At 71.2% G+C, this 20,012-nt stretch carries 16 protein-coding genes and 1 other RNA gene; all 17 read left to right on the top strand.

From position 1 onward, the window contains the following. Positions 1-77 precede the first annotated feature (77 nt). The 17 genes from D466_RS0110615 (at position 78) to ftsA (ending at position 19,952) form a co-directional block, all read left to right on the top strand. Positions 78-1,211 (top strand): hypothetical protein, encoded by a 1,134-nt coding sequence (locus tag D466_RS0110615; RefSeq protein ID WP_231385695.1) that lies wholly within the window; start codon positions 78-80, stop codon positions 1,209-1,211. Between the two features lie 3 nt (positions 1,212-1,214). Continuing rightward, the gene (locus tag D466_RS0110620; RefSeq protein WP_231385696.1) at positions 1,215-2,138 is read left to right on the top strand and encodes a hypothetical protein; all 924 of its coding nucleotides are present in this window, start codon (positions 1,215-1,217) and stop codon (positions 2,136-2,138) included. 95 nt (positions 2,139-2,233) lie between these two features. Next, on the top strand, positions 2,234-3,343 hold the full coding sequence (gene pyrC, locus D466_RS0110625; RefSeq protein ID WP_018913699.1) for a dihydroorotase: 1,110 nt from the start codon (positions 2,234-2,236) through the stop codon (positions 3,341-3,343). Between the two features lie 11 nt (positions 3,344-3,354). Further along, an RNA gene (gene rnpB / locus D466_RS22825) (RNase P RNA component class A) lies at positions 3,355-3,688 on the top strand. Positions 3,689-4,006: 318 nt separating this feature from the next. Next, a complete protein-coding gene (locus tag D466_RS0110630) occupies positions 4,007-4,435 on the top strand; it encodes a division/cell wall cluster transcriptional repressor MraZ (protein WP_018913700.1) in 429 nt (142 codons plus the stop codon). Between the two features lie 12 nt (positions 4,436-4,447). After that, the gene (rsmH, locus tag D466_RS0110635) at positions 4,448-5,437 is read left to right on the top strand and encodes a 16S rRNA (cytosine(1402)-N(4))-methyltransferase RsmH (protein ID WP_018913701.1); all 990 of its coding nucleotides are present in this window, start codon (positions 4,448-4,450) and stop codon (positions 5,435-5,437) included. Then, on the top strand, positions 5,434-5,733 hold the full coding sequence (gene ftsL / locus D466_RS0110640; RefSeq protein ID WP_018913702.1) for a cell division protein FtsL: 300 nt from the start codon (positions 5,434-5,436) through the stop codon (positions 5,731-5,733). Before rsmH ends, ftsL begins: the two co-directional genes overlap by 4 nt. A gap of 8 nt (positions 5,734-5,741) precedes the next feature. Beyond that, entirely contained in the window at positions 5,742-7,514 is a 1,773-nt protein-coding gene (locus D466_RS21430; RefSeq protein WP_051083739.1) for a penicillin-binding protein 2, read from the top strand. Then, positions 7,511-10,480 carry a bifunctional UDP-N-acetylmuramoyl-L-alanyl-D-glutamate--2,6-diaminopimelate ligase MurE/UDP-N-acetylmuramoyl-tripeptide--D-alanyl-D-alanine ligase MurF gene (gene murF, locus D466_RS0110650; RefSeq protein ID WP_026285140.1) on the top strand — a complete coding sequence of 990 codons (2,970 nt, stop codon included), beginning with the start codon at positions 7,511-7,513 and terminating at the stop codon, positions 10,478-10,480. The genes D466_RS21430 and murF overlap by 4 nt, the downstream gene beginning before the upstream one ends. Continuing rightward, the gene (gene mraY, locus D466_RS0110655) at positions 10,470-11,648 is read left to right on the top strand and encodes a phospho-N-acetylmuramoyl-pentapeptide-transferase (RefSeq protein ID WP_018913705.1); all 1,179 of its coding nucleotides are present in this window, start codon (positions 10,470-10,472) and stop codon (positions 11,646-11,648) included. The genes murF and mraY overlap by 11 nt, the downstream gene beginning before the upstream one ends. Next, entirely contained in the window at positions 11,645-13,171 is a 1,527-nt protein-coding gene (gene murD, locus D466_RS0110660; RefSeq protein ID WP_018913706.1) for a UDP-N-acetylmuramoyl-L-alanine--D-glutamate ligase, read from the top strand. Before mraY ends, murD begins: the two co-directional genes overlap by 4 nt. Continuing rightward, positions 13,168-14,397, top strand: a complete 1,230-nt coding sequence (ftsW, locus tag D466_RS0110665; protein ID WP_018913707.1) for a putative lipid II flippase FtsW — start codon at positions 13,168-13,170, stop codon at positions 14,395-14,397. The genes murD and ftsW overlap by 4 nt, the downstream gene beginning before the upstream one ends. Next, positions 14,397-15,476: an undecaprenyldiphospho-muramoylpentapeptide beta-N-acetylglucosaminyltransferase gene (murG, locus tag D466_RS0110670; RefSeq protein WP_026285141.1), complete on the top strand. Its 1,080-nt coding sequence runs from the start codon at positions 14,397-14,399 to the stop codon at positions 15,474-15,476. The genes ftsW and murG overlap by 1 nt, the downstream gene beginning before the upstream one ends. Further along, on the top strand, positions 15,473-16,882 hold the full coding sequence (gene murC, locus D466_RS0110675; RefSeq protein WP_018913709.1) for a UDP-N-acetylmuramate--L-alanine ligase: 1,410 nt from the start codon (positions 15,473-15,475) through the stop codon (positions 16,880-16,882). The genes murG and murC overlap by 4 nt, the downstream gene beginning before the upstream one ends. A 5-nt stretch (positions 16,883-16,887) precedes the next feature. After that, positions 16,888-17,862 (top strand): D-alanine--D-alanine ligase, encoded by a 975-nt coding sequence (locus tag D466_RS0110680; RefSeq protein WP_026285142.1) that lies wholly within the window; start codon positions 16,888-16,890, stop codon positions 17,860-17,862. A gap of 5 nt (positions 17,863-17,867) precedes the next feature. Further along, positions 17,868-18,704 (top strand): cell division protein FtsQ/DivIB, encoded by an 837-nt coding sequence (locus D466_RS0110685; RefSeq protein ID WP_231385699.1) that lies wholly within the window; start codon positions 17,868-17,870, stop codon positions 18,702-18,704. Next, a complete protein-coding gene (gene ftsA / locus D466_RS0110690) occupies positions 18,705-19,952 on the top strand; it encodes a cell division protein FtsA (RefSeq protein ID WP_018913712.1) in 1,248 nt (415 codons plus the stop codon). Positions 19,953-20,012: the final 60 nt, after the last annotated feature.

Consider the following 20,012-nt stretch of genomic DNA (forward strand, 5'->3'; position numbering starts at 1 on the left):
CACACCTGCGCGGGCATGCAAGGGGCCGTAGTCTTGGGCCCGCCATGCCCAATCACCTGAATTTCCTGCTGACCACCGTGCGCGACTTCAAGGAGCCGGTGACGATCATCTGCAGTTGCGACGACTTCTGGAGCGTGGCGCAGCAATTCGCGATGCTTCAGCTTTACGCTCGCGTCGTCGAACACAGGCCCAACGAGATCAACCTGCGCCGCGAGACCATCCGCATCATTCCACCCCACCCAGAGCCGGACCCGAAATGGTGCGCGCCCTGTGTCAAGGCCCTCGATGGCCGGATGGTCGACCTCACCCACGAGATCGCCTTCAAGGACTACTTCAGTGTCCTGAGCCGATACGCGAATCGCGCATTGCGCATCGCCGGCGCGTACGCGCGCACGTACCTGGAGGATTTCGAGCAGGGAAATCCCAAGCTTGTCGGTCGCTTCTACTGGGCGGGACTCGCCGCCTTCGCCTCCAAGCAGGTCGCCTTCACGCTCAAGCACCGCCTGGTGCAGTTGTGCGCCCCCTTCACCCTGAACGCGCTCGGCAAGGGCAATCTGTGGCTGTACAACGATGCGTTGCCGTGGCACTACGCCTGGGCGCTGTGCCCGGAGTCGGTGCGCAAGTGCGCGCAGCAGCGCCATGTGACGAACCTGCATCCCGTGGTGCTGGAAAACCTGTACGCGCAGGAGTGGGCCATGCCCGCGGTGATGTTCGTGCCGTGCAATTTCGATGAAAAGACGGCCAAGTCCGGCAAGCCCATCGGGTACCTGCAGTGGGCGCCTCTGATGGGCAAGGCGATCGACGGCTGGGACAAGCTGGCCAAGGAAACCAGTACCGCCCGTCGAGGCGACCTGGCCCTGGCCCATCTCCAGGACATGGCGCGCCACGAACAGGGTGAAGTGCTGCAGGGCCTCATCTACGACGAACTCCCGTTTCGCGCCGACCTCCGTGCGATGCGGGCCCTGGATTGGGGCTTCGGGGTTTCCGCGAAATACCTCGTGTTCAAGTTCCAGCTCAGTTTCAGCGCGGAGGGCTACGTGGACGACCCCGAATGGCGCTCCGACGCGCCCCCGGGGATTCGCGTGGATGACTACAAGGAGCGTATGGAGTGGATCGACAAGGCAGCCTTGAAGTACCACGAGTTGATGAGTGGGAAGCACAAGCAGCGCATGCTGGCCGAGTTGCGCACCCTGGCCGACTACGAGGGGTGAAGCGTGAGCCTGTCCCTGCATCGTCGACGCCTGCTGCTCACCGCGGGCGCAGCCTGCGCGGCGGCGGCACTTGTGCCCGTGCTGTGCCGCAGATACCGCGATCCGACTTCCTCCCCTGCAATCACGACAGCCATGGCCTCCACTCCCGCGACGATCGCACTGGGCGATCCGAAGAATTTCGATCTGCGCGCCCCGGGCGCAGGCATAGACCGCCAGCCGGTAGGGATGTATTTTTATGAGCGCAATTGGCCGATGAAGCAGCTGGGCCGCGTTCGCTACTTGCAGGGGCGCCGCAGCTTCGATATTCCCTGGGTATCGGGGGTTATGGGGTCAGCCGATCCTGACGAGCCGGAGCAGGGAATCTACTCGTGGCACGTCACGGCCTTCGCCATGCAAGAGGCAAGGATCGCCCACGAGCTCGCCCGCGACCGCCTGTTCAGCATGTTCCGGGATTTGCTGATGGTGGGTTGGCGCCCGTTCGTCGAAGTCGGGGATCCGCGCCTGTTCGGCGCGCAGGCGGTTCGCTATCAGCTGCAGGAAAGGGGAGGCGTCTACCTCGATGCGTCCTATCTGCCGACGATGGAACAGTGGATGCAGATCAACGAGTATCTGCCCATCTGGCGCTTCTGGGCGGACGGGGTGTACATGAGTGTGCGGGTGGTCGACGAGCCGGCCCTGCGCGATCCGGCGGTGGAAGGCGTCTACATGTTCTCCATCACCCTGGACAGCGAGGCGCCTCATTTCTGGACATATTTCGACAAGGTCGAGGACATGCATCGCTGGAAGGAGCTGATTCCAGCCGAGATGGCGCGTGTAGCAGCGACTCGCCCTGGCAAGGAGGCCGAACTGCGCAGACAGGGCTACGTGATCGACGAGAACTACCGTGATCCGCCCATCCTCGCGCTGGGCCAGGTGCAGGGGACTTGAGGGTGGCCTGCGGATCGAGTCCTGCGCCCGCCCGGCGCGCACGCGTGCGCCCCCGGGGACCGGTACCATGGGCTCCGCCATTTCCTGCCCGAACCATGCAATCCCCCGATTCCCTCGACCGCCCCGGCTCCACGCTGCGCATCACCCGCCCCGACGACTGGCACCTGCACCTGCGCGACGGCGACGCGCTGGCCTGGACCGTGCCGTGGAGCGCCGCGCAGTTCGCGCGCGCCATCGTCATGCCCAACCTGAAGCCGCCGGTGGTGGACACGGCGCAGGCGCTGGCCTACCGCGAGCGGGTGCTGGCGGCGCGGCCGGCGGGCGCGGACTTCCAGCCGTTGATGACCCTGTACCTGACCGACCGCACCCCGCCCGCGGAAATCGCGCGCGCGCGCGCCAGCGGCGCGGTGTTCGGGGTCAAGCTGTACCCGGCCGGCGCCACGACCAACTCGGACAGCGGCGTCACCGATCTGCGCCACGTCCACGGCGTGCTCGAGGCCATGCAGCGCGAGGGCATGCCGCTGCTGGTGCACGGCGAGGTCACCGACCCCGAGGTCGACGTGTTCGACCGCGAGGCGGTGTTCCTGGAGCGCCACCTGCAGCCCATCCGGCGCGACTTCCCCGGGCTGAAGATCGTGCTGGAGCACATCACCACCGCGCAGGCGGTGGACTTCGTGCTGGCGCACGACGCCCGCGACGCGCGCGGCGCGCCGCTGCTGGGCGCCACGCTCACCGCGCACCACCTGCTGCACAACCGCAACTCGATGTTCCGCGGAGGCCTGCGGCCCCACTACTACTGCCTGCCGGTGCTCAAGCGCGAGACCCACCGCCGGCGCCTGGTGGAGGCGGCCTGCAGCGGGGATGCGCGCTTTTTCCTGGGCACCGACTCGGCACCCCACGCGCGCGGCGCGAAGGAGGCCGACTGCGGCTGCGCCGGCTGCTTCAGCGCCATGCACGCGCTGGAGCTGTACGCGCAGGCCTTCGAGCAGGCCGGCTGCCTGCAGCGCCTGGAGGGCTTCGCCAGCCACTTCGGCGCGGATTTCTACGGCCTGCCACGCAACGCCGGCAGCATCGAACTGCGCCGCCAGGACTGGGAAGTGCCGCAACGCCTGGACTACCTGGACGGCGAAATCGTGCCGGTGGACGCCGGCGTGCGCCTGGGCTGGCGCGCGGTGGCCTCTGCCGCGCCGCAACAACAGGCATAATCGCCGGCGGCGAAGCAGGCCGGGCAGTCGCGCCGCGCGAGCGGCGAGGAAGGTCCGGACTCCACAGGGCAGGGTGACGGCTAACGGCCGTGCGCGGTGACGCGACGAACAGGGCCACAGAGACGAGTATGCGCGGCGCGAGCCGCGCGGACGTGAAACGCGGCAACCTCCACCCGGAGCAACACCAAATAGGCAGGCGAGGGCGCCGCAAGGCGCCGGAAGCGCGGCCCGCGCGAGCCTGCGGGTAGGTGGCACCGAGCCGGACCGGTAACGGCCGGCCCAGAGGAATGACTGCCACGTCGGGCAACCGATGCACAGAATCCGGCCTACAGGCTTGCTTCGCCCCTTATTCCCCCAGAGACCTCCCCGACGCCATGAACGTGTCCAGGCGCGCAGCGGCGTGCCTGGCGCGCCGCGCGCAGCGCTGCGATGTCAAACCGTTACTTTCAGCCTGGTGTTCAAGTGCTTATTTCAAGGGGAGTTTTTCCGCTTCGTCTGGTTAAATAACCAGTATTAGGAACGCGCTAAGTCATTGTTTGGTAAGCGAAATTTGCGGCCTGCTATTGACGGGGCCCTGTTTGCCCCATACAGTGCAGCCAAGTGCAGAAAAGTGGGTGAAAGTGCAGCGGCGCCACCCGGCACCAGGCAGAATCGGAGAAGCGCGTGTTCATCGGCATATCGGCATTGACGCTGGACGGCAAGGGTCGCATGACCGTGCCTGCGCGTCACCGCGACATGCTGCTGGCGCAGGCCGCCGGACGCCTGACCCTGACCAAGAGCCCCGAGGGTTGCCTGCTGATGTTCGGCGACCAGCAATGGCAGGACTTCCGCGCCAAGATCGCCGCGCTGCCCATGTCGGCGCAGGGCTGGAAGCGCATCTACCTGGGGCACGCCACCGAGACCGAGATCGACGCCAGCGGGCGGGTGCTGATTCCGCCCGAACTGCGCCTGGCCGCGCACATCGAGCGCGACATCGATCTCATCGGCATGGGCTCGCATTTCGAAGTCTGGGACCGCGCCACGCATCAGGCGCGCGAAGCGGCGGTGATCGAGGCGGGAATGCCCGATGCCGTACGCGACATCGTGGTGTGAAGGTGCCCCCCGATGCCCGCTCCGTCCCACCGCGCTGCAGCCGCGCTGCAGCATCGCACCGTGTTGTTGCAGGAGGCCGTCGACTGGCTGGCCGCCGACACGCGCGGAACCTACGTCGACGCCACCTTCGGGCGTGGCGGGCACACGCGGGCCTTGCTGGCACGCCTGCAGCCGCAGGCGCGCGTGGTGGCGCTGGACCGCGATCCGCAGGCGATCGAGGCGGGCGCCGAACTGGCGCGCACCGAGCCGCGGCTGCGCCTGGTGCACGCGGCCTTCTCGCAATGGGGCGAGGTGCTGGACCGTCTGGGCATCGCGCAGGTACAGGGCCTGCTGCTGGACCTGGGGGTCTCGTCCCCCCAGCTCGACGAGATCGAGCGCGGTTTCAGCTTCCGCGGCGACGCGCCGCTGGACATGCGCATGGACACGACGCGCGGCTTCACGGCGGCGCAATTCCTGAGCGAGGCCGACGTCGATGAAATCACCAGGGTGTTGCGGGACTATGGGGACGAACGGGCTGCTTTCGCGATTGCAAAGGCGATTGTGGCTGGCCGCGAACGGGGCCAGCCCGTCACCCGTACCGGCGAGCTTGCCGCCCTCGTTGCGCAAGCGGTGCGCAGTCGCGAACCGGGCCAGGACCCGGCCACCCGCACCTTTCAGGCTCTTCGGATTCACGTCAATGCCGAACTCGCCGAACTCGAGGCGGCGCTTGCGCAGGTAATGGATCGATTGGCTGCGGGAGGCCGGCTCGTGGTCATCAGCTTCCACTCCCTCGAGGATCGCATCGTCAAGCAGTTCGTGCAGGGGCACGCGCGCGCGCCGGCGCTGACGCCGCAGCAGCGCCGCCTGCCGCTGCCCCCGGCCGAGTTCGTGCCGAGCCTGCGTGCGCTCGCGCGCGTACGGTCGGGCGAGGCCGAACTGCGCGACAACCCGCGCAGCCGTTCGGCCGTGATGCGCGTGGCCGAGCGCCTGGCCGGGCCCGCTGCGCAGGGAGCGCGGGCGTGATCCGCGTCAACCTGCTGCTGCTGGTGCTGGCCGTGGCCTGCGCGATGAGCCTGGTGCGCGCCCAGTACGAGGCGCGCCGCAGCTTCGCCGCGCTGGACGCCGCGCAGCAGCGCGCCGCGCAGCTCGGGCTCGACCACGACCGCCTCCAGGTGGAGCTGCGTGCGCTGTCCGTGCCCTCGCGCATCGAATCGCTGGCCCGCGGCCAGCTCGGCATGGTGCCGATCACCCCGGCGCGCAGCGACTACGTCAGCGCCGCGCAGCTGCCCGGCCTGCCGCCGAGCATCCCCACGCGATGACGCGCGTCATGAGATTCGCATCGCGCCCCTTCGCCATTCCCGCGCAGCGCCGCAACAGCCACCTGCTGCACCTGCGCCTGCCGCCCGGCCGCGCCTGGCTGATCAAGGGCCTGATGTTCCTGGCCTTCGCCGCGCTGGCGCTGCGCGCGCTGTGGATCCAGGGCATCACCACCGGCTTCTACCAGCGCCAGGGCGACCTGCGCTTCGTGCGCACCATCGAGCTGCCGGCGATGCGCGGGCGCATCCTCGACCGCCACGGCAACATCCTGGCCTCGAGCATTCCGGTCAAGACCATCTGGGCCGACCCGCAGACCCTGCAGGCCGATCCGCGCCAGGTGGCGGAGCTGGCCATGGTGCTGCGCCTCGACCCGCGCGAGCTGCAGCGGCGCCTCGCGCAGGACCGGCTGCAGTTCGTCTACGTCAAGCGCCAGGTGGACGTGGACACCGCGCGCAAGGTCGAGGCCCTGCACATCAAGGGCGTGTACATGTCGCCCAGCTACCGCCGCTTCTACACCGAAGGCGCGGCCGCGGCGCAGCTGCTGGGATTCACCGACATCGAGAACCGCGGCCGCGGCGGGCTGGAACTCGAATTCCAGCGCGTGCTGGCCGGGCACGCGGGCACGCGCAAGGTCATGCGCGACCGCCTGGGCAACGTGATCGAGGACGTCGAGGGCGGCACGCCCCCGGTCAACGGCGAGGACGTGCAGCTGTCCATCGACAGCAAGATCCAGGACCTGACCTACCAGGCGCTGGAGCAGGCGGTGAAGGACAGCCACGCCAAGAACGCCAGCGCGGTGGTGCTGGACGCCGCCACCGGCGAAGTGCTGGCGATGGCCAACTACCCCAGCTTCGACCCCAACAAGCGCAGCGGCTACACCAATGCCGACATGCGCAACTACGCGCTGACCGACATCTACGAGCCGGGTTCGGTGCTCAAGCCCCTGACCATCGCCGCGGCCCTGCAGGACGGCGTGGTGAGCATGCACAGCAGCTTCCAGACCGCTCCCGGATGCATGCTCATGTACGGCAACCGCATCTGCGACGACTCCGACAACGGCACCATCGGGCTGCCGCAGGTGATCCAGTACTCGAGCAACGTGGCGACGGGTCAGATCGTCATGCGCATGAAGCCCGAGGAGCAGTGGGACATGTACACCGCGGTCGGCCTGGGCCAGCGTCCGCAGCTGCCCTTCCCGGGCCAGGCCAGCGGGCGCCTGCGCCCCTGGAAGCGCTGGCGTCCCATCGACGCCGTCACCCAGGGCTTCGGCTATGGCCTGGCGGTGTCGACCTTCCAGCTGGCGCACGCCTACCTGGTGTTCGCCGACGACGGCCTGATCCGGCCGGCCACGCTGTTCAAGACCGCCCAGCCGGGGCCCGCGGTGCGCGTGATCTCGCCCCGCGTGGCCGCCGACGTGCGCTCCATGCTGGCGCTGGTGACTTCGCCGCAGGGCACCGCCAAGGCGGCGCGCATTCCCGGCTATTCCACCGGAGGCAAGACCGGCACCGCCTACATCTGGCGCGGCAAGGCCTACGACAAGCACCAGTTCCGCGCCCAGTTCGTGGGCATGGCGCCGATCGACCACCCGCGCCTGGTGATGGCGGTCTCGGTGGACCAGCCCGACGCGAAGATGCATTTCGGCGGCCAGGTCGCAGCGCCCGTGTTCTCCCAGGTGGTGGGCCAGTCGCTGCGCATGCTGGGCGTGCCGCCCGACCTGCCCGTGCAACCCGAGGTGCCGCCGGCGCAGCCGGACGCGGCCCGCGTGGCGGGGGGAGGCGCATGAACCGGCCCGTGCTCGACAGCGCCGCCGCCGTGCTGCACGCGCTGCGCGCGGTGGCCGGCCCCGGCGCCGCGCTGAACACCGATTCGCGCGCGCTGCGCGCGGGCGACGTGTTCGTGGCCTGGCCGGGCGCCGTCGCGGACGCGCGGCGCCACGTGGCCGACGCGCTCGCGCGCGGGGCCTGCGCCGCGCTGGTCGAGCACGAGGGCGCGGAGGCCTTCGCGCTGCCGCCGCAGGCCCTGCGCGTGCGCGGCCTGAAGGCGCTGGCGGGCGAGATCGCCGACGCCTGGTTCGGGCATCCCTCGCGCGCCATGCGGGTGCTTGCGGTGACCGGCACCAACGGCAAGACCTCGGTGGCGCTGTGGACCGCCCAGGCCCTGCAGGCGGCCGGGCTGCCTTGCGGTGTCATCGGCACCCTGGGCGCGGGCCTGCCGGGCGCACTGCGCTCGACCGGACTGACCACGCCCGATCCGGTGCGCCTGCACGCCGAGCTCGCGGCCATGCTGCGCGCCGGGGTGCGCCACTGCGCGATCGAGGCTTCGTCCATCGGGCTGGAGGAGCGCCGCCTGACGGGCCTGCGCATCCACGCCGCCGCCTTCAGCAACCTGAGCCAGGATCACCTGGACTACCACGGCGACATGCGCGCCTACGCGGCCGCCAAGCGCCGGCTGTTCGACTGGACGCAATTGCAGGCCGCGGTGCTCAACGCCGACGACCCCTACGGAGCCGAGCTCGCGCTGCATTGCCGCCAGCGCGGCCTGCGCACGCTGCGCGTGTCCCTGGCGGGCGCGCAGGGCGCCGAATGGCAGGGCCGCGGCCCTGCCGACGCGCCTTCCGGCATGCGTCTGGAGCTGCTGCGCGACGGCGCACGCGCCGAGCTCGAATTTCCCTTGCTGGGCGCGTTCAACGCCTCGAACCTGTTGCTGGTCTGCGGCCTGCTGGAGACCTGCGAGCTGGAATTCGGGCAGCTGACCCGCGCGCTGTCGGCCGTGCAGGCGCCGCCCGGGCGCATGCAGGCGCTGGGCGGCGCCGGCGCGCCGCTGGTGGTGGTGGATTACGCCCACACCCCGGACGCGCTGGCCCAGGCGCTGCAGGCGCTGCGCGGCGTGGCACGGCGCCGCGGCGGCAGCCTGTGGTGCGTGTTCGGCGCCGGCGGCGACCGCGACCGCGCCAAGCGCGCGCCGATGACCGCGGCGGCCGAGGCCTGCGCCGACCGCGTGGTGCTGACCAGCGACAACCCGCGCAGCGAGTCCGCGCAGGACATCCTGGATCAGCTGCTGGCGGGCGCCGTGGCGCCGGCCCGGCTGCTGGTGCTGGCCGAGCGCGCGCAGGCCATCGCGCAGACCGTGGCCCACGCCGACGCGCGCGACGTCGTGCTGCTGGCGGGCAAGGGGCACGAGGCCACGCAGGAAGTGCGCGGCCGGCGCATTCCCTTCAGCGACGCCTTCCACGCGCGCGCGGCGCTGGCCGCGCGCGGCGGCGGCAGCTTCGCGCTGCGCGAGCTGGCCGACTGGACCGGCGGCGAACTGCTGGGCGACGGCGGGCTCGCGCTGGCCGGCGTGAGCACCGACAGCCGGCGCATCGGCGCCGGCGATCTGTTCGTGGCGCTGCGCGGCGAGCGTTTCGACGCCCACGATTTCCTGCCCCAGGCGGCGGCCGCGGGCGCCGCCGCCGTGCTGGCCGAGCGCGGGCTCGAGGCCTGCGGCCTGCCCGGGGTGCGCGTGGCCGACACGCGCGAAGCGCTGGGGCGCCTGGCGCGCGCCTGGCGTGCGCAGCAGCCGGCGATGCCCTTGATCGCGGTAGCCGGAAGCAACGGCAAGACCACGGTCACGCAGATGATCTCGCGCATCCTGGCCGCCTGGCTGGGCGAGGAAGGGCGCCTGGCCACCCAGGGCAATTTCAACAACGACGTGGGCGTGCCGCTGACCCTGCTGCGCCTGCGTCCGGGCCACCTGGCCGCGGTGGTCGAGATGGGCATGAACCATCCCGGCGAGATCGCCCGCCTGGCGGCCATCGCGGCGCCGGACGTGGCACTGGTGAACAACGCCCAGCGCGAGCATCTGGAATTCATGCACAGCGTCGAGGCGGTGGCGCGCGAGAATGCCCAGGTGCTGCAGGCGCTGCCGGCGCGGGGCGTGACCGTGTTCCCCGCCACCGATGCCTACGCCGGGCTGTGGAGCGAGCTGAGCGCGCCGCGCCGCATGCTGCGCTTCGCCTTGCGCGACGGGCTGCCCTCGGACATGCCGGCCGCGGTGCCCGCCGCCGAACTCGAAGGCTGGGTGTTGCAGGCGCGGCAGGCCGAGGACGGCGCGCAGCCGGCCATGCAGCTGCTGCTGCGCGGCGCGGCCGGACAGGCAACCCTGCGCCTGCGCCTGCTCGGGCGCCACAACGCGCACAACGCGCTGGCGGCGGCCGCGGCCTCGCTGGCCGCGGGCGCGCCGATGGACGCCGTGGTGCGGGGTCTGGAAGCCTTCGAGCCGGTGCACGGGCGCATGCAGCGCAGCAGCCTGCGGCGCGCCGACGGCAGCGCGGTGCTGCTGATCGACGATACCTACAACGCCAACCCGGATTCGGTGCGCGCCGCCATCGACGGCCTGGCCGCGCTGCCCGGGCGGCGCCTGCTGGTGCTGGGAGACATGGGCGAGGTGGGCGACCAGGGCGTGCAATTCCACGCCGAAGCCGGGCGGGCCGCGGCCGAGCGGGGCCTGCAGGGGCTGTGGACCGTGGGTCCGGCCGCGCGCGCCGCCGCCGAGGCCGCCACCGCAGCCGGCCTGCCGGCGCGGCATGCCGAGGCCTTCGAGCAGGTCGACCTGGCCGCGCTCGCCTCCGAGCCGGCCGACGCCGTGCTGGTCAAGGGATCGCGTTTCATGCGCATGGAGCGCGTGGTCGCCGCCTTGCGCGAGCGCTGGAGCGCCGAGGCGCGCGACACGGGCGGCGCCGGCCGCGGGGGAGTCGAACATGCTGCATAGCCTGGCCCTGTGGTTGATGCAGAGCTCGCCCGATCTGCGTTTTTTCCGGGTGTTCAACTACATCACCTTCCGCGCGGTGATGAGCACGCTGACCTCGCTGCTGATCGGCCTGGCCGCCGGCCCGGCGCTGATCCGCAAGCTCACCGCGATGAAGGTGGGCCAGGCCGTGCGCACCGACGGCCCGCAGACCCACCTGATCAAGACCGGCACGCCCACCATGGGCGGGGTGCTGATCCTGCTGTCCATCACCGCGTCCTCGCTGCTGTGGATGGACCTGTCCAACCGCTTCGTGTGGTTGGTGCTGCTGGTCACCCTGGGCTTCGGAGCGATCGGCTGGGTGGACGACTACCGCAAGGTGGTGCACCGCGATCCCAACGGCATGCGTTCGCGCGAGAAGTACTTCTGGCAATCCCTGATCGGCGTGATGGCGGCCTTCTACCTGGCCTTCGCTGTGTCGGGCGCGGGCAATGCGCAGGTCTGGCACCTGTTCGTGTCCTGGCTGCGCAGCGGGCTGACCATGCCGCTGCCGCCGGCGGCCGACCTGATCGTGCCCTTTTTCAAGACCGTGAGCTACCCGCTGGGCATCGTCGGCTTCATCGTGCTGACCTACCTGGTGATCGTCGGTTCCAGCAACGCGGTGAACCTGACCGACGGCGCCGACGGGCTGGCCATCATGCCGACCGTGATGGTGGGGGGCTCGCTGGGCGTGTTCGCCTACGTCAGCGGCAACGCGGTGTTCTCGCGCTACCTGCTGTTCCCCTATATCGCCGGCAGCGGCGAGCTGCTGATCTTCATCGGCGCGATGGTCGGCGCCGGCCTGGCCTTCCTCTGGTTCAACGCCTACCCGGCGCAGGTGTTCATGGGCGACGTGGGGGCGCTGGCGCTGGGCGCCGCGCTGGGAACCATCGCGGTGATCGTGCGCCAGGAGATCGTGCTGTTCATCATGGGCGGGGTGTTCGTCGCCGAGACGGTGTCGGTGATGGTGCAGGTCAGCTACTTCAAGTACACCAAGAAAAAGTACGGCCAGGGCCGGCGCATCTTCAAGATGGCGCCGTTGCATCACCACTTCGAGCAGCTCGGCGTGAAGGAGTCGCAGGTGGTGATCCGCTTCTGGATCGTCAGCATGATGTTGTGCCTGGTCGGGCTGGCGAGCCTCAAGTTGCGATGAACATGCTGCGCGACCGCTGCGTCCTCGTGCTGGGCCTGGGAATCTCGGGGCTGGCCATGCTGCGCTGGTGCGCGGGCCAGGGTGCGCGCGTGCACGCGGCCGACAGCCGCGCCGCGCCGCCCGGGCTGGAGACGGCGCGCCAGGAATTCCCGCAGGCCCGGCTGCAGGCGGGCGCCGCGGGCGTGGAACTGCTGGACGGCGTCGACCTGGTGTGCGTGAGCCCGGGCATCGCTCCCGATGACGCCGCCTTCGGCGCGCTGCTGCGGGCGGCGCGTGAGCGCGGCATCGAGCTGCGCGGCGAGTTGTCGCTGTTCGCGCAGGCGCTTGGCGATCTGCACGACGCGCAGGGCTATGCACCGGCGCTGATCGGCATCACCGGCACCAACGGCAAGACCACCGTGACCACGCTGACCACGCTGCTGCTGCAGGCCGCGGGGCAGGACGCGGTGGCCGCCGGCAATATCGGCCCGGCCATGCTCGACGTGCTGGGCCAGCGCCTGCGCGAGCAGCGCCTGCCGCGGGCCTGGGTGCTCGAGCTCTCCAGCTTCCAGCTGCACGGCGTGGACGATTTCGCGGCCAGCGCGGCCACCGTGCTGAACCTGACGCAGGACCACCTGGACTGGCACGGCGGCATGCAGGCCTACGCCGCCGACAAGGCCCGGGTGTTCGGGCCGCAGCCCTGGAACCTGCGCGGCGCGCCGGGGCTGATGCTGCTCAACCGCGACGACGCGGCAGTGCTGGCCATGCGCCGCGAGGGCCGGCGCGCCTGCAGCTTCGGGCTGGACGCGCCGCGCGCCGACGGCGACTGGGGCATCGTGCGCGAGCACGGCATGGACTGGCTGGCGCGCGCGCGCGCCGACGACTCCGAGCCGCGCCCGGCGCCGCGCCGCGGCCGCGTCGCCGCCCCTGCCGAGGCGCTGCCCGTGCAGGTGCAGGCGCTGATGCCGGCCGACGCGCTGCGCATCCGCGGGCGCCACAACCAGGCCAACGCGCTGGCCTCGCTGGCGCTGGCCGCCTCCACCGGCGCGGCGCTGGCGCCGATGCTGCACGCGCTGCGCGAATACCGCGGCGAGCCCCACCGCATGCAAAGCCTGGGCGTGCTCGACGGCGTCGAGTGGATCGAGGACAGCAAGGGCACCAACGTCGGCGCCACCGTGGCCGCGCTGCAGGGCCTGGACCGCCCGGCGCTGCTGATCGCCGGCGGTGACGGCAAGGGGCAGGACTTCGCGCCCCTGGCGCAGGCCGCCCGGGATCGCGTGCGCTGCGCGCTGCTCATCGGGCGCGACGCGCCCGCGCTGCGCCAGGCGCTGGGCTCCGGCGTCGACAGCGAGATGCTTCCCGACCTGCGCGCCGCGGTGCGCCGCGCCGCCGAGCTGGCGCGCTCCGGCGAGGTGGTGCTGCTGTCGCCGGCCTGCGCCAGCCTGGACATGTTCCGTGACTACAAGCACCGCGCCGAGGTGTTCGCGCAGGAGCTGGCCGAACTGGCCGCCGAGCGCGGGGCGGTGCTGGAGGGCGCGCCATGAAGTGGTTCGCGCTTCCGGGTCGGGCCAGGGCGGGCGCCGCGCAGATGCCCATGCCGGTGCGCGTGGGCTACGTCGGCCCCAGCGCGTCGCGCATGCTGGACTACGACCAGAACCTGCTGTGGGTGATCGTGCTGCTGCTGGCCTTCGGGCTGGTGATGGTCTATTCGGCCACCATCGCCATTCCCGAGGACCCGCATTACGCCAGCTGGAGCCAGTTCCACTTTTTCGGGCGCGACCTGGCCGCCGTCGCCCTCGGGCTGGTCGCCGGCTGGGTGGCCTTCCAGTTTCCCATGAGCTTCTGGCAGCGCTGGGCGCCGTACCTGTTCATCCTGTCGCTGGTGGGCCTGTTCGCGGTGCTGATCCCCTTCATCGGCAAGGGAGTCAACGGCTCGCGGCGCTGGATTCCGCTGGGGGTGCTGAACTTCCAGCCCTCCGAGCTGGTGAAGCTGACCATGGTGCTGTACGCGTCCGACTTCATGGTGCGCAAGCAGCAGGTCAAGCAAAGCGCCACCAAGGCCTTCGGCCCGATGGCCGCGGCGCTGGCCTTCATCGGCCTGCTGCTGCTGGCCGAGCCGGACATGGGCGCCTTCCTGGTGATCGCCTCCGTGGCCATGGTGATCCTGTACCTGGGCGGGGTGAACGGGCGCATGTTCGCCGCGCTGTCGGTGGTCGTGATCGGCGCCTTCGTGCTGATGATCGTGCTGTCGCCCTGGAGGCGCGATCGGATCTTCGCCTATCTGAATCCGTGGGCCCAGGACAACTCCGAAGGCAGCGCCTACCAGCTCGCGCATGCGCTGATCGCCGTGGGGCGCGGGCACTGGTTCGGCGTGGGCCTGGGCGGCAGCGTGGAAAAGCTGCACTACCTGCCGGAGCCGCAGACCGACTTCCTGCTGGCCATCGTCGGCGAGGAGCTGGGTTTCGTCGGGGTGATCGTGCTCATCGGAGTGTTCGCGTGGCTGACCAAGCGGGCCTTCGACATCGGGCGCCAGGCGCTGGCCGCCGACCGCATGTTCTCGGCGCTGGTGGCGCAGGCCATCGGGGTGCTGATCGGCGGGCAGGCCTTCATCAACATCGGGGTCAACCTCGGGCTGCTGCCCACCAAGGGGCTGACCCTGCCGCTGCTGAGCTACGGCGGCTCGGCCACGCTGGTCTCGCTGGTCGCGCTGGCCCTGCTGCTGCGCGTGGACTACGAGAACCGCGTGCTCATGCGCGGGGGGCACGCATGATGGCGGCCACGGCGATCAAGCGCGCCCTGATCATGGCCGGCGGCACCGGCGGGCACATCTTCCCCGGGCTGGCGGTGGGCGAGGGCCTGCGCGCGGCCGGCTGGGACGTGGCCTGGATGGGCGCGCCCGGCGGCATGGAGTCGCGCCTGGTGCCGGCGCAGGGCTACCGCATGCGCTGGGTGGATTTCGGCGGCGTGCGCGGCAAGGGCGCGGCGCGCTGGCTGCGCCTGCCGGCACAGCTGCTGCGCGCGCTCGCGCAGGCGGCACGCGCCCTGCGCGAGGAGCGTCCGCGCGTGGTGCTGGGCATGGGCGGCTACATCACCGTGCCGGGCGGCCTGCTGGCGCGCCTGTTCGGCGCGCGCCTGGTACTGCACGAGCAGAACGCCGTGGCCGGCATGAGCAACCGCCTGCTGGCGCGCCTGGCCGCGCGTGCGCTGTGCGCCTTCCCGGGCGCGTTGCCCGGCGCCGAGTGGGTGGGCAATCCGGTGCGCCGCGCGATCCGCGAGCTGCCCGAGCCGAGCCAGCGCTATGCCGCGCGCGGCGGCCCGTTGCAGCTGCTGGTGGTGGGAGGCAGCCTGGGCGCGCGCGCCCTCAACGACATGCTGCCGCGCGCGCTGGCGCTGATCGAGCCGGCCCTGCGCCCGCGCGTGGTGCACCAGAGCGGGCGCGGGCAGCTGCAGGCGCTGCGCCAGGGCTACGCCGAGGCCGGCGTGGAGGCCGACTGCCGCGAGTTCATCGACGACATGGCCGAGGCCTATGCCCAGGCCGACCTGGTGGTGTGCCGCGCCGGCGCGTCCACCGTCACTGAAGTGGCGTGCGCCGGCGTGGCCGCGCTGTTCGTTCCCTTTCCCTTCGCGGTGGACGACCACCAGAGCGCCAACGCGCGCTACCTGGCGGGCCCGGGCGCGGCGCTGCTGGTGCAGCAGTCCGAGCTCGACGCGCCCCGCCTGGCCGCGCAGTTGCGCGCGCTGGACCGCGCGGCGCTGCTCGCCATGGCCTGCAAGGCGCGCGAGCTCGCGCGCAGCGACGCCGTCGAACGCATCGTGGCCGTCTGCGAGGCGCTGGATACCCCGACATGAAACACGCCATCCATCACATCCATTTCGTCGGCATCGGGGGGGCCGGCATGAGCGGCATCGCCGAGGTGCTGCTCAACCTGGGCTATCAGATCAGCGGCAGCGACCTGGGCGAGAGCGCCGCGGTGCGGCACCTGCGCGAGGCCGGCGCGAAGGTGTCCATCGGGCACGACGCCGCGCACGTGGCCGGAGCCGACGCCGTGGTGGTGTCCACCGCGGTGGGAGCCGACAACCCCGAGGTGCGCGCGGCGCGCGCGCGCCGCATTCCCGTGGTGCCGCGCGCGGTCATGTTGGCCGAGCTGATGCGCCTGAAGCGGGGCATCGCCATCGCCGGCACCCACGGCAAGACCACCACCACCAGCCTGGTGGCCAGCGTGCTGGCCGAGGGCGGGCTCGATCCCACCTTCGTCATCGGCGGGCGACTCAACAGCGCCGGCACCCACGCCAAGCTGGGCGGGGGCGAGTACATCGTGGTCGAGGCCGACGAATCCGACGCTTCCTTCCTGAACCTGATGCCGGTGATGGCGGTGGTCACGAACATCGACGCCGACCACATGGACACCTACGGCCACGACATGGCCCGGCTGCGCCAGACCTTCGTGGAGTTCCTCGGGCGCCTGCCCTTCTACGGCGCGGCGGTGCTGTGCATCGACGACCCCGGCGTGCGCGCCATCCTGCCCTTCCTGTCCAAGCCGGTGACGCCCTACGGCCTGGGCGAGGATGCGCAGGTGCGCGCGGTGGACGTGCGCGCGGTGGGCACCGGCATGGAGTTCACCGTGCTCAGGCGCAACGGCGTGGTGCTGCCGCCGCTGCAGGTACGCCTGAACCTGCCGGGGCTGCACAACGTGCGCAACGCGCTGGCGGCGGTGGCGGTGGCCGCCGAGCTCGGGGTGGACGACGCGGCCGTGTGCAAGGCGCTGGCCGAGTTCCGCGGCGTCGGCCGCCGCTTCCAGCGCCTGGGCGAGATGCCCGCGGCGGCCGGCGGCAACTACACCCTGATCGACGACTACGGACACCACCCGGTGGAAATGGCTGCCACCCTGGCCGCGGCGCGCGGCGCCTACCCGGGGCGGCGCATCGTGCTGGCCTTCCAGCCGCATCGCTACACCCGTACGCGTGACCTGTTCGAGGACTTCGTGAGCGTGCTCGGCAGCGCCGACGCCGTGCTGCTGACGGAGGTGTACGCCGCCGGCGAGGCCCCGATCGTGGCCGCCGACGGGCGCGGGCTGGCGCGCGCGCTGCGCGTGGCCGGGCGCATCGAGCCGGTGTTCGTGGAGGACGTGCGCGCGCTGCCCCAGGCCATCGCCGAGTTCGCGCGCGACGGCGACGTGGTGCTGTGCATGGGCGCGGGCTCGATCGGCGCGGTGGCGGGGCAGATCGCCGCGCAGGCGCGGGAGGGACAGGCGTGAACACCATGGCGACTTCCGCCCAGGCGAGCGAGTTCGGGCGCGTGGCGGTGCTGTTCGGCGGACGCTCGGCCGAGCGCGAGGTCTCGCTCATGTCCGGCGAAGGCGTGCTGCAGGCGCTGCGCAGGCGTGGGGTCGACGCTTTCGGCTTCGACCCCGCCGAGCAGTCCCTGGACCGCCTGCCGGCGCTGGGCGCGCAGCGCGTGTTCATCGCGCTGCACGGCCGTTACGGCGAGGACGGAACGGTGCAGGGCGCGCTGGAACTGCTGGGCCTGCCCTACACGGGCTCCGGCGTGCTGGCCTCGGCGCTGGCCATCGACAAGCACATGACCAAGCGCCTGTGGCATTGCGAAGGCCTGCCGACGCCCCCGTGGCGCCTGGTGGGCAGCCTGGAGCAGGCGCGCGAGGCCGCGCGGGAGCTGGGCCTGCCGCTGATCTTCAAGGCCAGCCACGAGGGCTCCACGCTGGGGCTGGCGCGCGCCGACACCACGGCCGAGGTGGACTGCGCCTACGCCGAGGCCGCCCGCTACGACAGCTCCGTGCTGGCCGAGAGCTTCATCTCCGGCGACGAGGTGACCTGCGCCGTGCTGGGCGAGGGCGAGCAGGCGCACGCGCTGCCCCTGGTGCGCATCCAGGCCCCCGGCGGCAACTACGACTTCGAGCACAAGTACTACAGCGACGACACGCGCTACTTGTGCCCGGCGCAGCTGCCCGAGGGCGAGGAAGCGGTCATCGCCGAGCTCGTGCTGCGCAGCTACCGCGCGCTGGGCTGCCGCGGCTGGGCGCGCGCCGACGTGATGATCCGGGCGCGCGACCGCGCGCCCTTCCTGCTGGAAATGAACACCAGCCCGGGCATGACCGGGCACTCGCTGGTGCCCATGGCCGCGCGCGCGGCCGGCATCGGCTACGAGGATCTGTGCCTGCGCATCCTGGCCGGCGCGCGCCTCGACCAGGCGCCGCGCGCCGGGGGGGATCTCCGGTGAACACCATGCTGCGCCAGGAACTTCCGCTGGACATCCGGCTGATGCATTTCACCAGCCGCGCGCTGGTGTGGCTGTTCGTGCTCGGTGCGCTGGCGGCGGGCGGCAACTGGCTGCTGCAGCGCCCGTGGTGGTCCATCCGCAGCGTGCGCGTGGAAGGCGTGCTGCAGCATGTCAGCGCCACCTCGCTGCGCAGCCAGGCCTTGCCCAGGGTGCAGGGCAACTGGTTCACGGTCAGCCTGGGGGCGGTTCAGCAGGCCTTCGAGCAGGTGCCCTGGGTGCGCAAGGCGGTGGTGCAGCGCGTATGGCCGCTGTCGCTGCTGGTGCGCCTGCAGGAGCAGCAGCCGGTGGCGCTGTGGCTGGATGCTTCCGGCAGCGCGGTGAGCCTGGTCAACGCCCAGGGCGAGAGCTTCGAGGCCAACCTCGGCGAGGTGCAGGACCTGGGGCTGCCGCGCTTTTTTGGCCCGCCCGCCAGCCAGCAACAGGTCACCGCGATGTACCGCGACCTGCAGCAGCGCTTCGCGCCGCTGCGCTGGCGCATCGCTTCGCTTGGGCTGGGCGCGCAGGGCGACTGGCAGGTGCAGGTCGCGCAGGGTCCGAGCATCGACCTGGGCAACGACGACGATCCCCAGGCCTTCGCCGAGCGGCTGCAGCGCTTCGTGCGCCTGGAGCCCGGCGTGGCCGCGCACTACGGCCGTGCCGTGGTGTCGGCCGACCTGCGGTATGCGAACGGCTTCGCGGTGAAGCTGGCGAAGGACGACAGCGGCGCGGGCGTGGCCGCGCATGGAGCCCGCGGCGCGTCGCGAGGCACGGGCAGCAAGAGCAAGTCGAGGGGAGCTCGGTAAATGGCGAAGGAATACAAGGATCTGGTGGTCGGCCTGGACATCGGCACTTCCAAGGTGTCGGCCATGGTCGGCGAGATCCTGCCCGGGCAGGATCAGGCAGCCGGCACGCTGAAGATCGTCGGCATGGGGCAGGCCTCGACCGCCGGCATGCGCCGGGGCGTGGTGGTCGACATCGAGGCGCTGGTGCAGTCCATCCAGTTCGCGCTGAAGGAAGCCGAGCTGATGGCCGACTGCCGCATCACGCGGGTGATCACGGGCATCACCGGCAGCCACATCCGCGGCCAGAACTCCGAGGGCATGGTGGCGATCAAGGACCGCGAGGTGGCGCCCAACGACGTCATGCGCGTGATCGAGACCGCCAAGGCGGTGAACATCCCGGCCGACCAGCGCTTGCTGCTGGTGGAGCCGCAGGAGTTCATCATCGACGGCCAGGAGGTTCGCCAGCCGGTGGGCATGAGCGGCATCCGCCTGGAGACCAAGGTGCACATCGTCACCGGCGCGCAGACAGCGGCCGAGAACGTGATCAAGTGCGTGCGCCGCTGCGGCCTCGAGGTGGACGCGCTGGTGCTGCATCCGCTGGCCTCCAGCCACGCCGTGCTGACCCCCGACGAGAAGGAACTCGGCGTGGTGCTGGTGGACGTGGGCGCCGGGGTCACCGACGTGGCCATCTACACCGGCGGCTCGATCCGCCACACCGCGATCATCCCGATCGCCGGCGAGCTCATCACCAGCGACATCGCCATGGCGCTGCGCACGCCCACCAAGGACGCCGAGGACATCAAGATCGAGCACGGCGTGGCCAAGCAGCTGCTGGCCGGCGTGGACGAGCGCCTGGAGGTTCCGGGCCTGGGAGACCGCGGCCCGCGCATGTTGTCGCGCCAGGCCCTGGCCGGAGTCATCGAGCCGCGCGTGGAGGAGATCTTCTCCCTCGTGCAGCAGGTGGTGCGCGAATCCGGCTACGAGGAGGTGCTGTCCTCCGGCGTGGTGCTCACCGGAGGCGCGTCCCTGATGCCCGGCATGGTCGAGCTGGGCGAGGACATTTTTCTCAAGCCGGTCCGCCTGGGGCTGCCGCAGTACAGCGGCCCGCTGGCGGACATGGTGCGCAGCCCGCGCAATTCCACCGCCATGGGCCTGTTGCTGGAGGCGCTGACCCAGCGCCAGCGCGGCGCCCGCGCGGCGGGGACGAAGTCGGGAAGCGCAGGGGGGCTTTTCACCCGCGTACGCGAATGGTTCGCGGGGAATTTCTGAATCGTGATCGTTTCACGGGGGCCCGCCGTTCGCGGCGGGCGAATGGCAGCAGGTAGTTGA

It is taken from the genome of Thiomonas sp. FB-6, assembly GCF_000377645.1.
Classification (GTDB): domain Bacteria; phylum Pseudomonadota; class Gammaproteobacteria; order Burkholderiales; family Burkholderiaceae_C; genus Thiomonas_A.

Bases quoted from the DNA above. Each gene is read 5' to 3' on its own strand.
- murD (WP_018913706.1), top strand. From the start codon at position 11,645: ATGAACATGCTGCGCGACCGCTGCGTCCTCGTGCTGGGCCTGGGAATC.
- mraY (WP_018913705.1), top strand. From the start codon at position 10,470: ATGCTGCATAGCCTGGCCCTGTGGTTGATGCAGAGCTCGCCCGATCTG.
- murF (WP_026285140.1), top strand. From the start codon at position 7,511: ATGAACCGGCCCGTGCTCGACAGCGCCGCCGCCGTGCTGCACGCGCTG.
- D466_RS21430 (WP_051083739.1), top strand. From the start codon at position 5,742: ATGAGATTCGCATCGCGCCCCTTCGCCATTCCCGCGCAGCGCCGCAAC.
- D466_RS0110680 (WP_026285142.1), top strand. From the start codon at position 16,888: ATGGCGACTTCCGCCCAGGCGAGCGAGTTCGGGCGCGTGGCGGTGCTG.
- rsmH (WP_018913701.1), top strand. From the start codon at position 4,448: ATGCCCGCTCCGTCCCACCGCGCTGCAGCCGCGCTGCAGCATCGCACC.
- D466_RS0110685 (WP_231385699.1), top strand. From the start codon at position 17,868: ATGCTGCGCCAGGAACTTCCGCTGGACATCCGGCTGATGCATTTCACC.
- pyrC (WP_018913699.1), top strand. From the start codon at position 2,234: ATGCAATCCCCCGATTCCCTCGACCGCCCCGGCTCCACGCTGCGCATC.
- murC (WP_018913709.1), top strand. From the start codon at position 15,473: ATGAAACACGCCATCCATCACATCCATTTCGTCGGCATCGGGGGGGCC.
- murG (WP_026285141.1), top strand. From the start codon at position 14,397: ATGGCGGCCACGGCGATCAAGCGCGCCCTGATCATGGCCGGCGGCACC.
- ftsW (WP_018913707.1), top strand. From the start codon at position 13,168: ATGAAGTGGTTCGCGCTTCCGGGTCGGGCCAGGGCGGGCGCCGCGCAG.
- ftsA (WP_018913712.1), top strand. From the start codon at position 18,705: ATGGCGAAGGAATACAAGGATCTGGTGGTCGGCCTGGACATCGGCACT.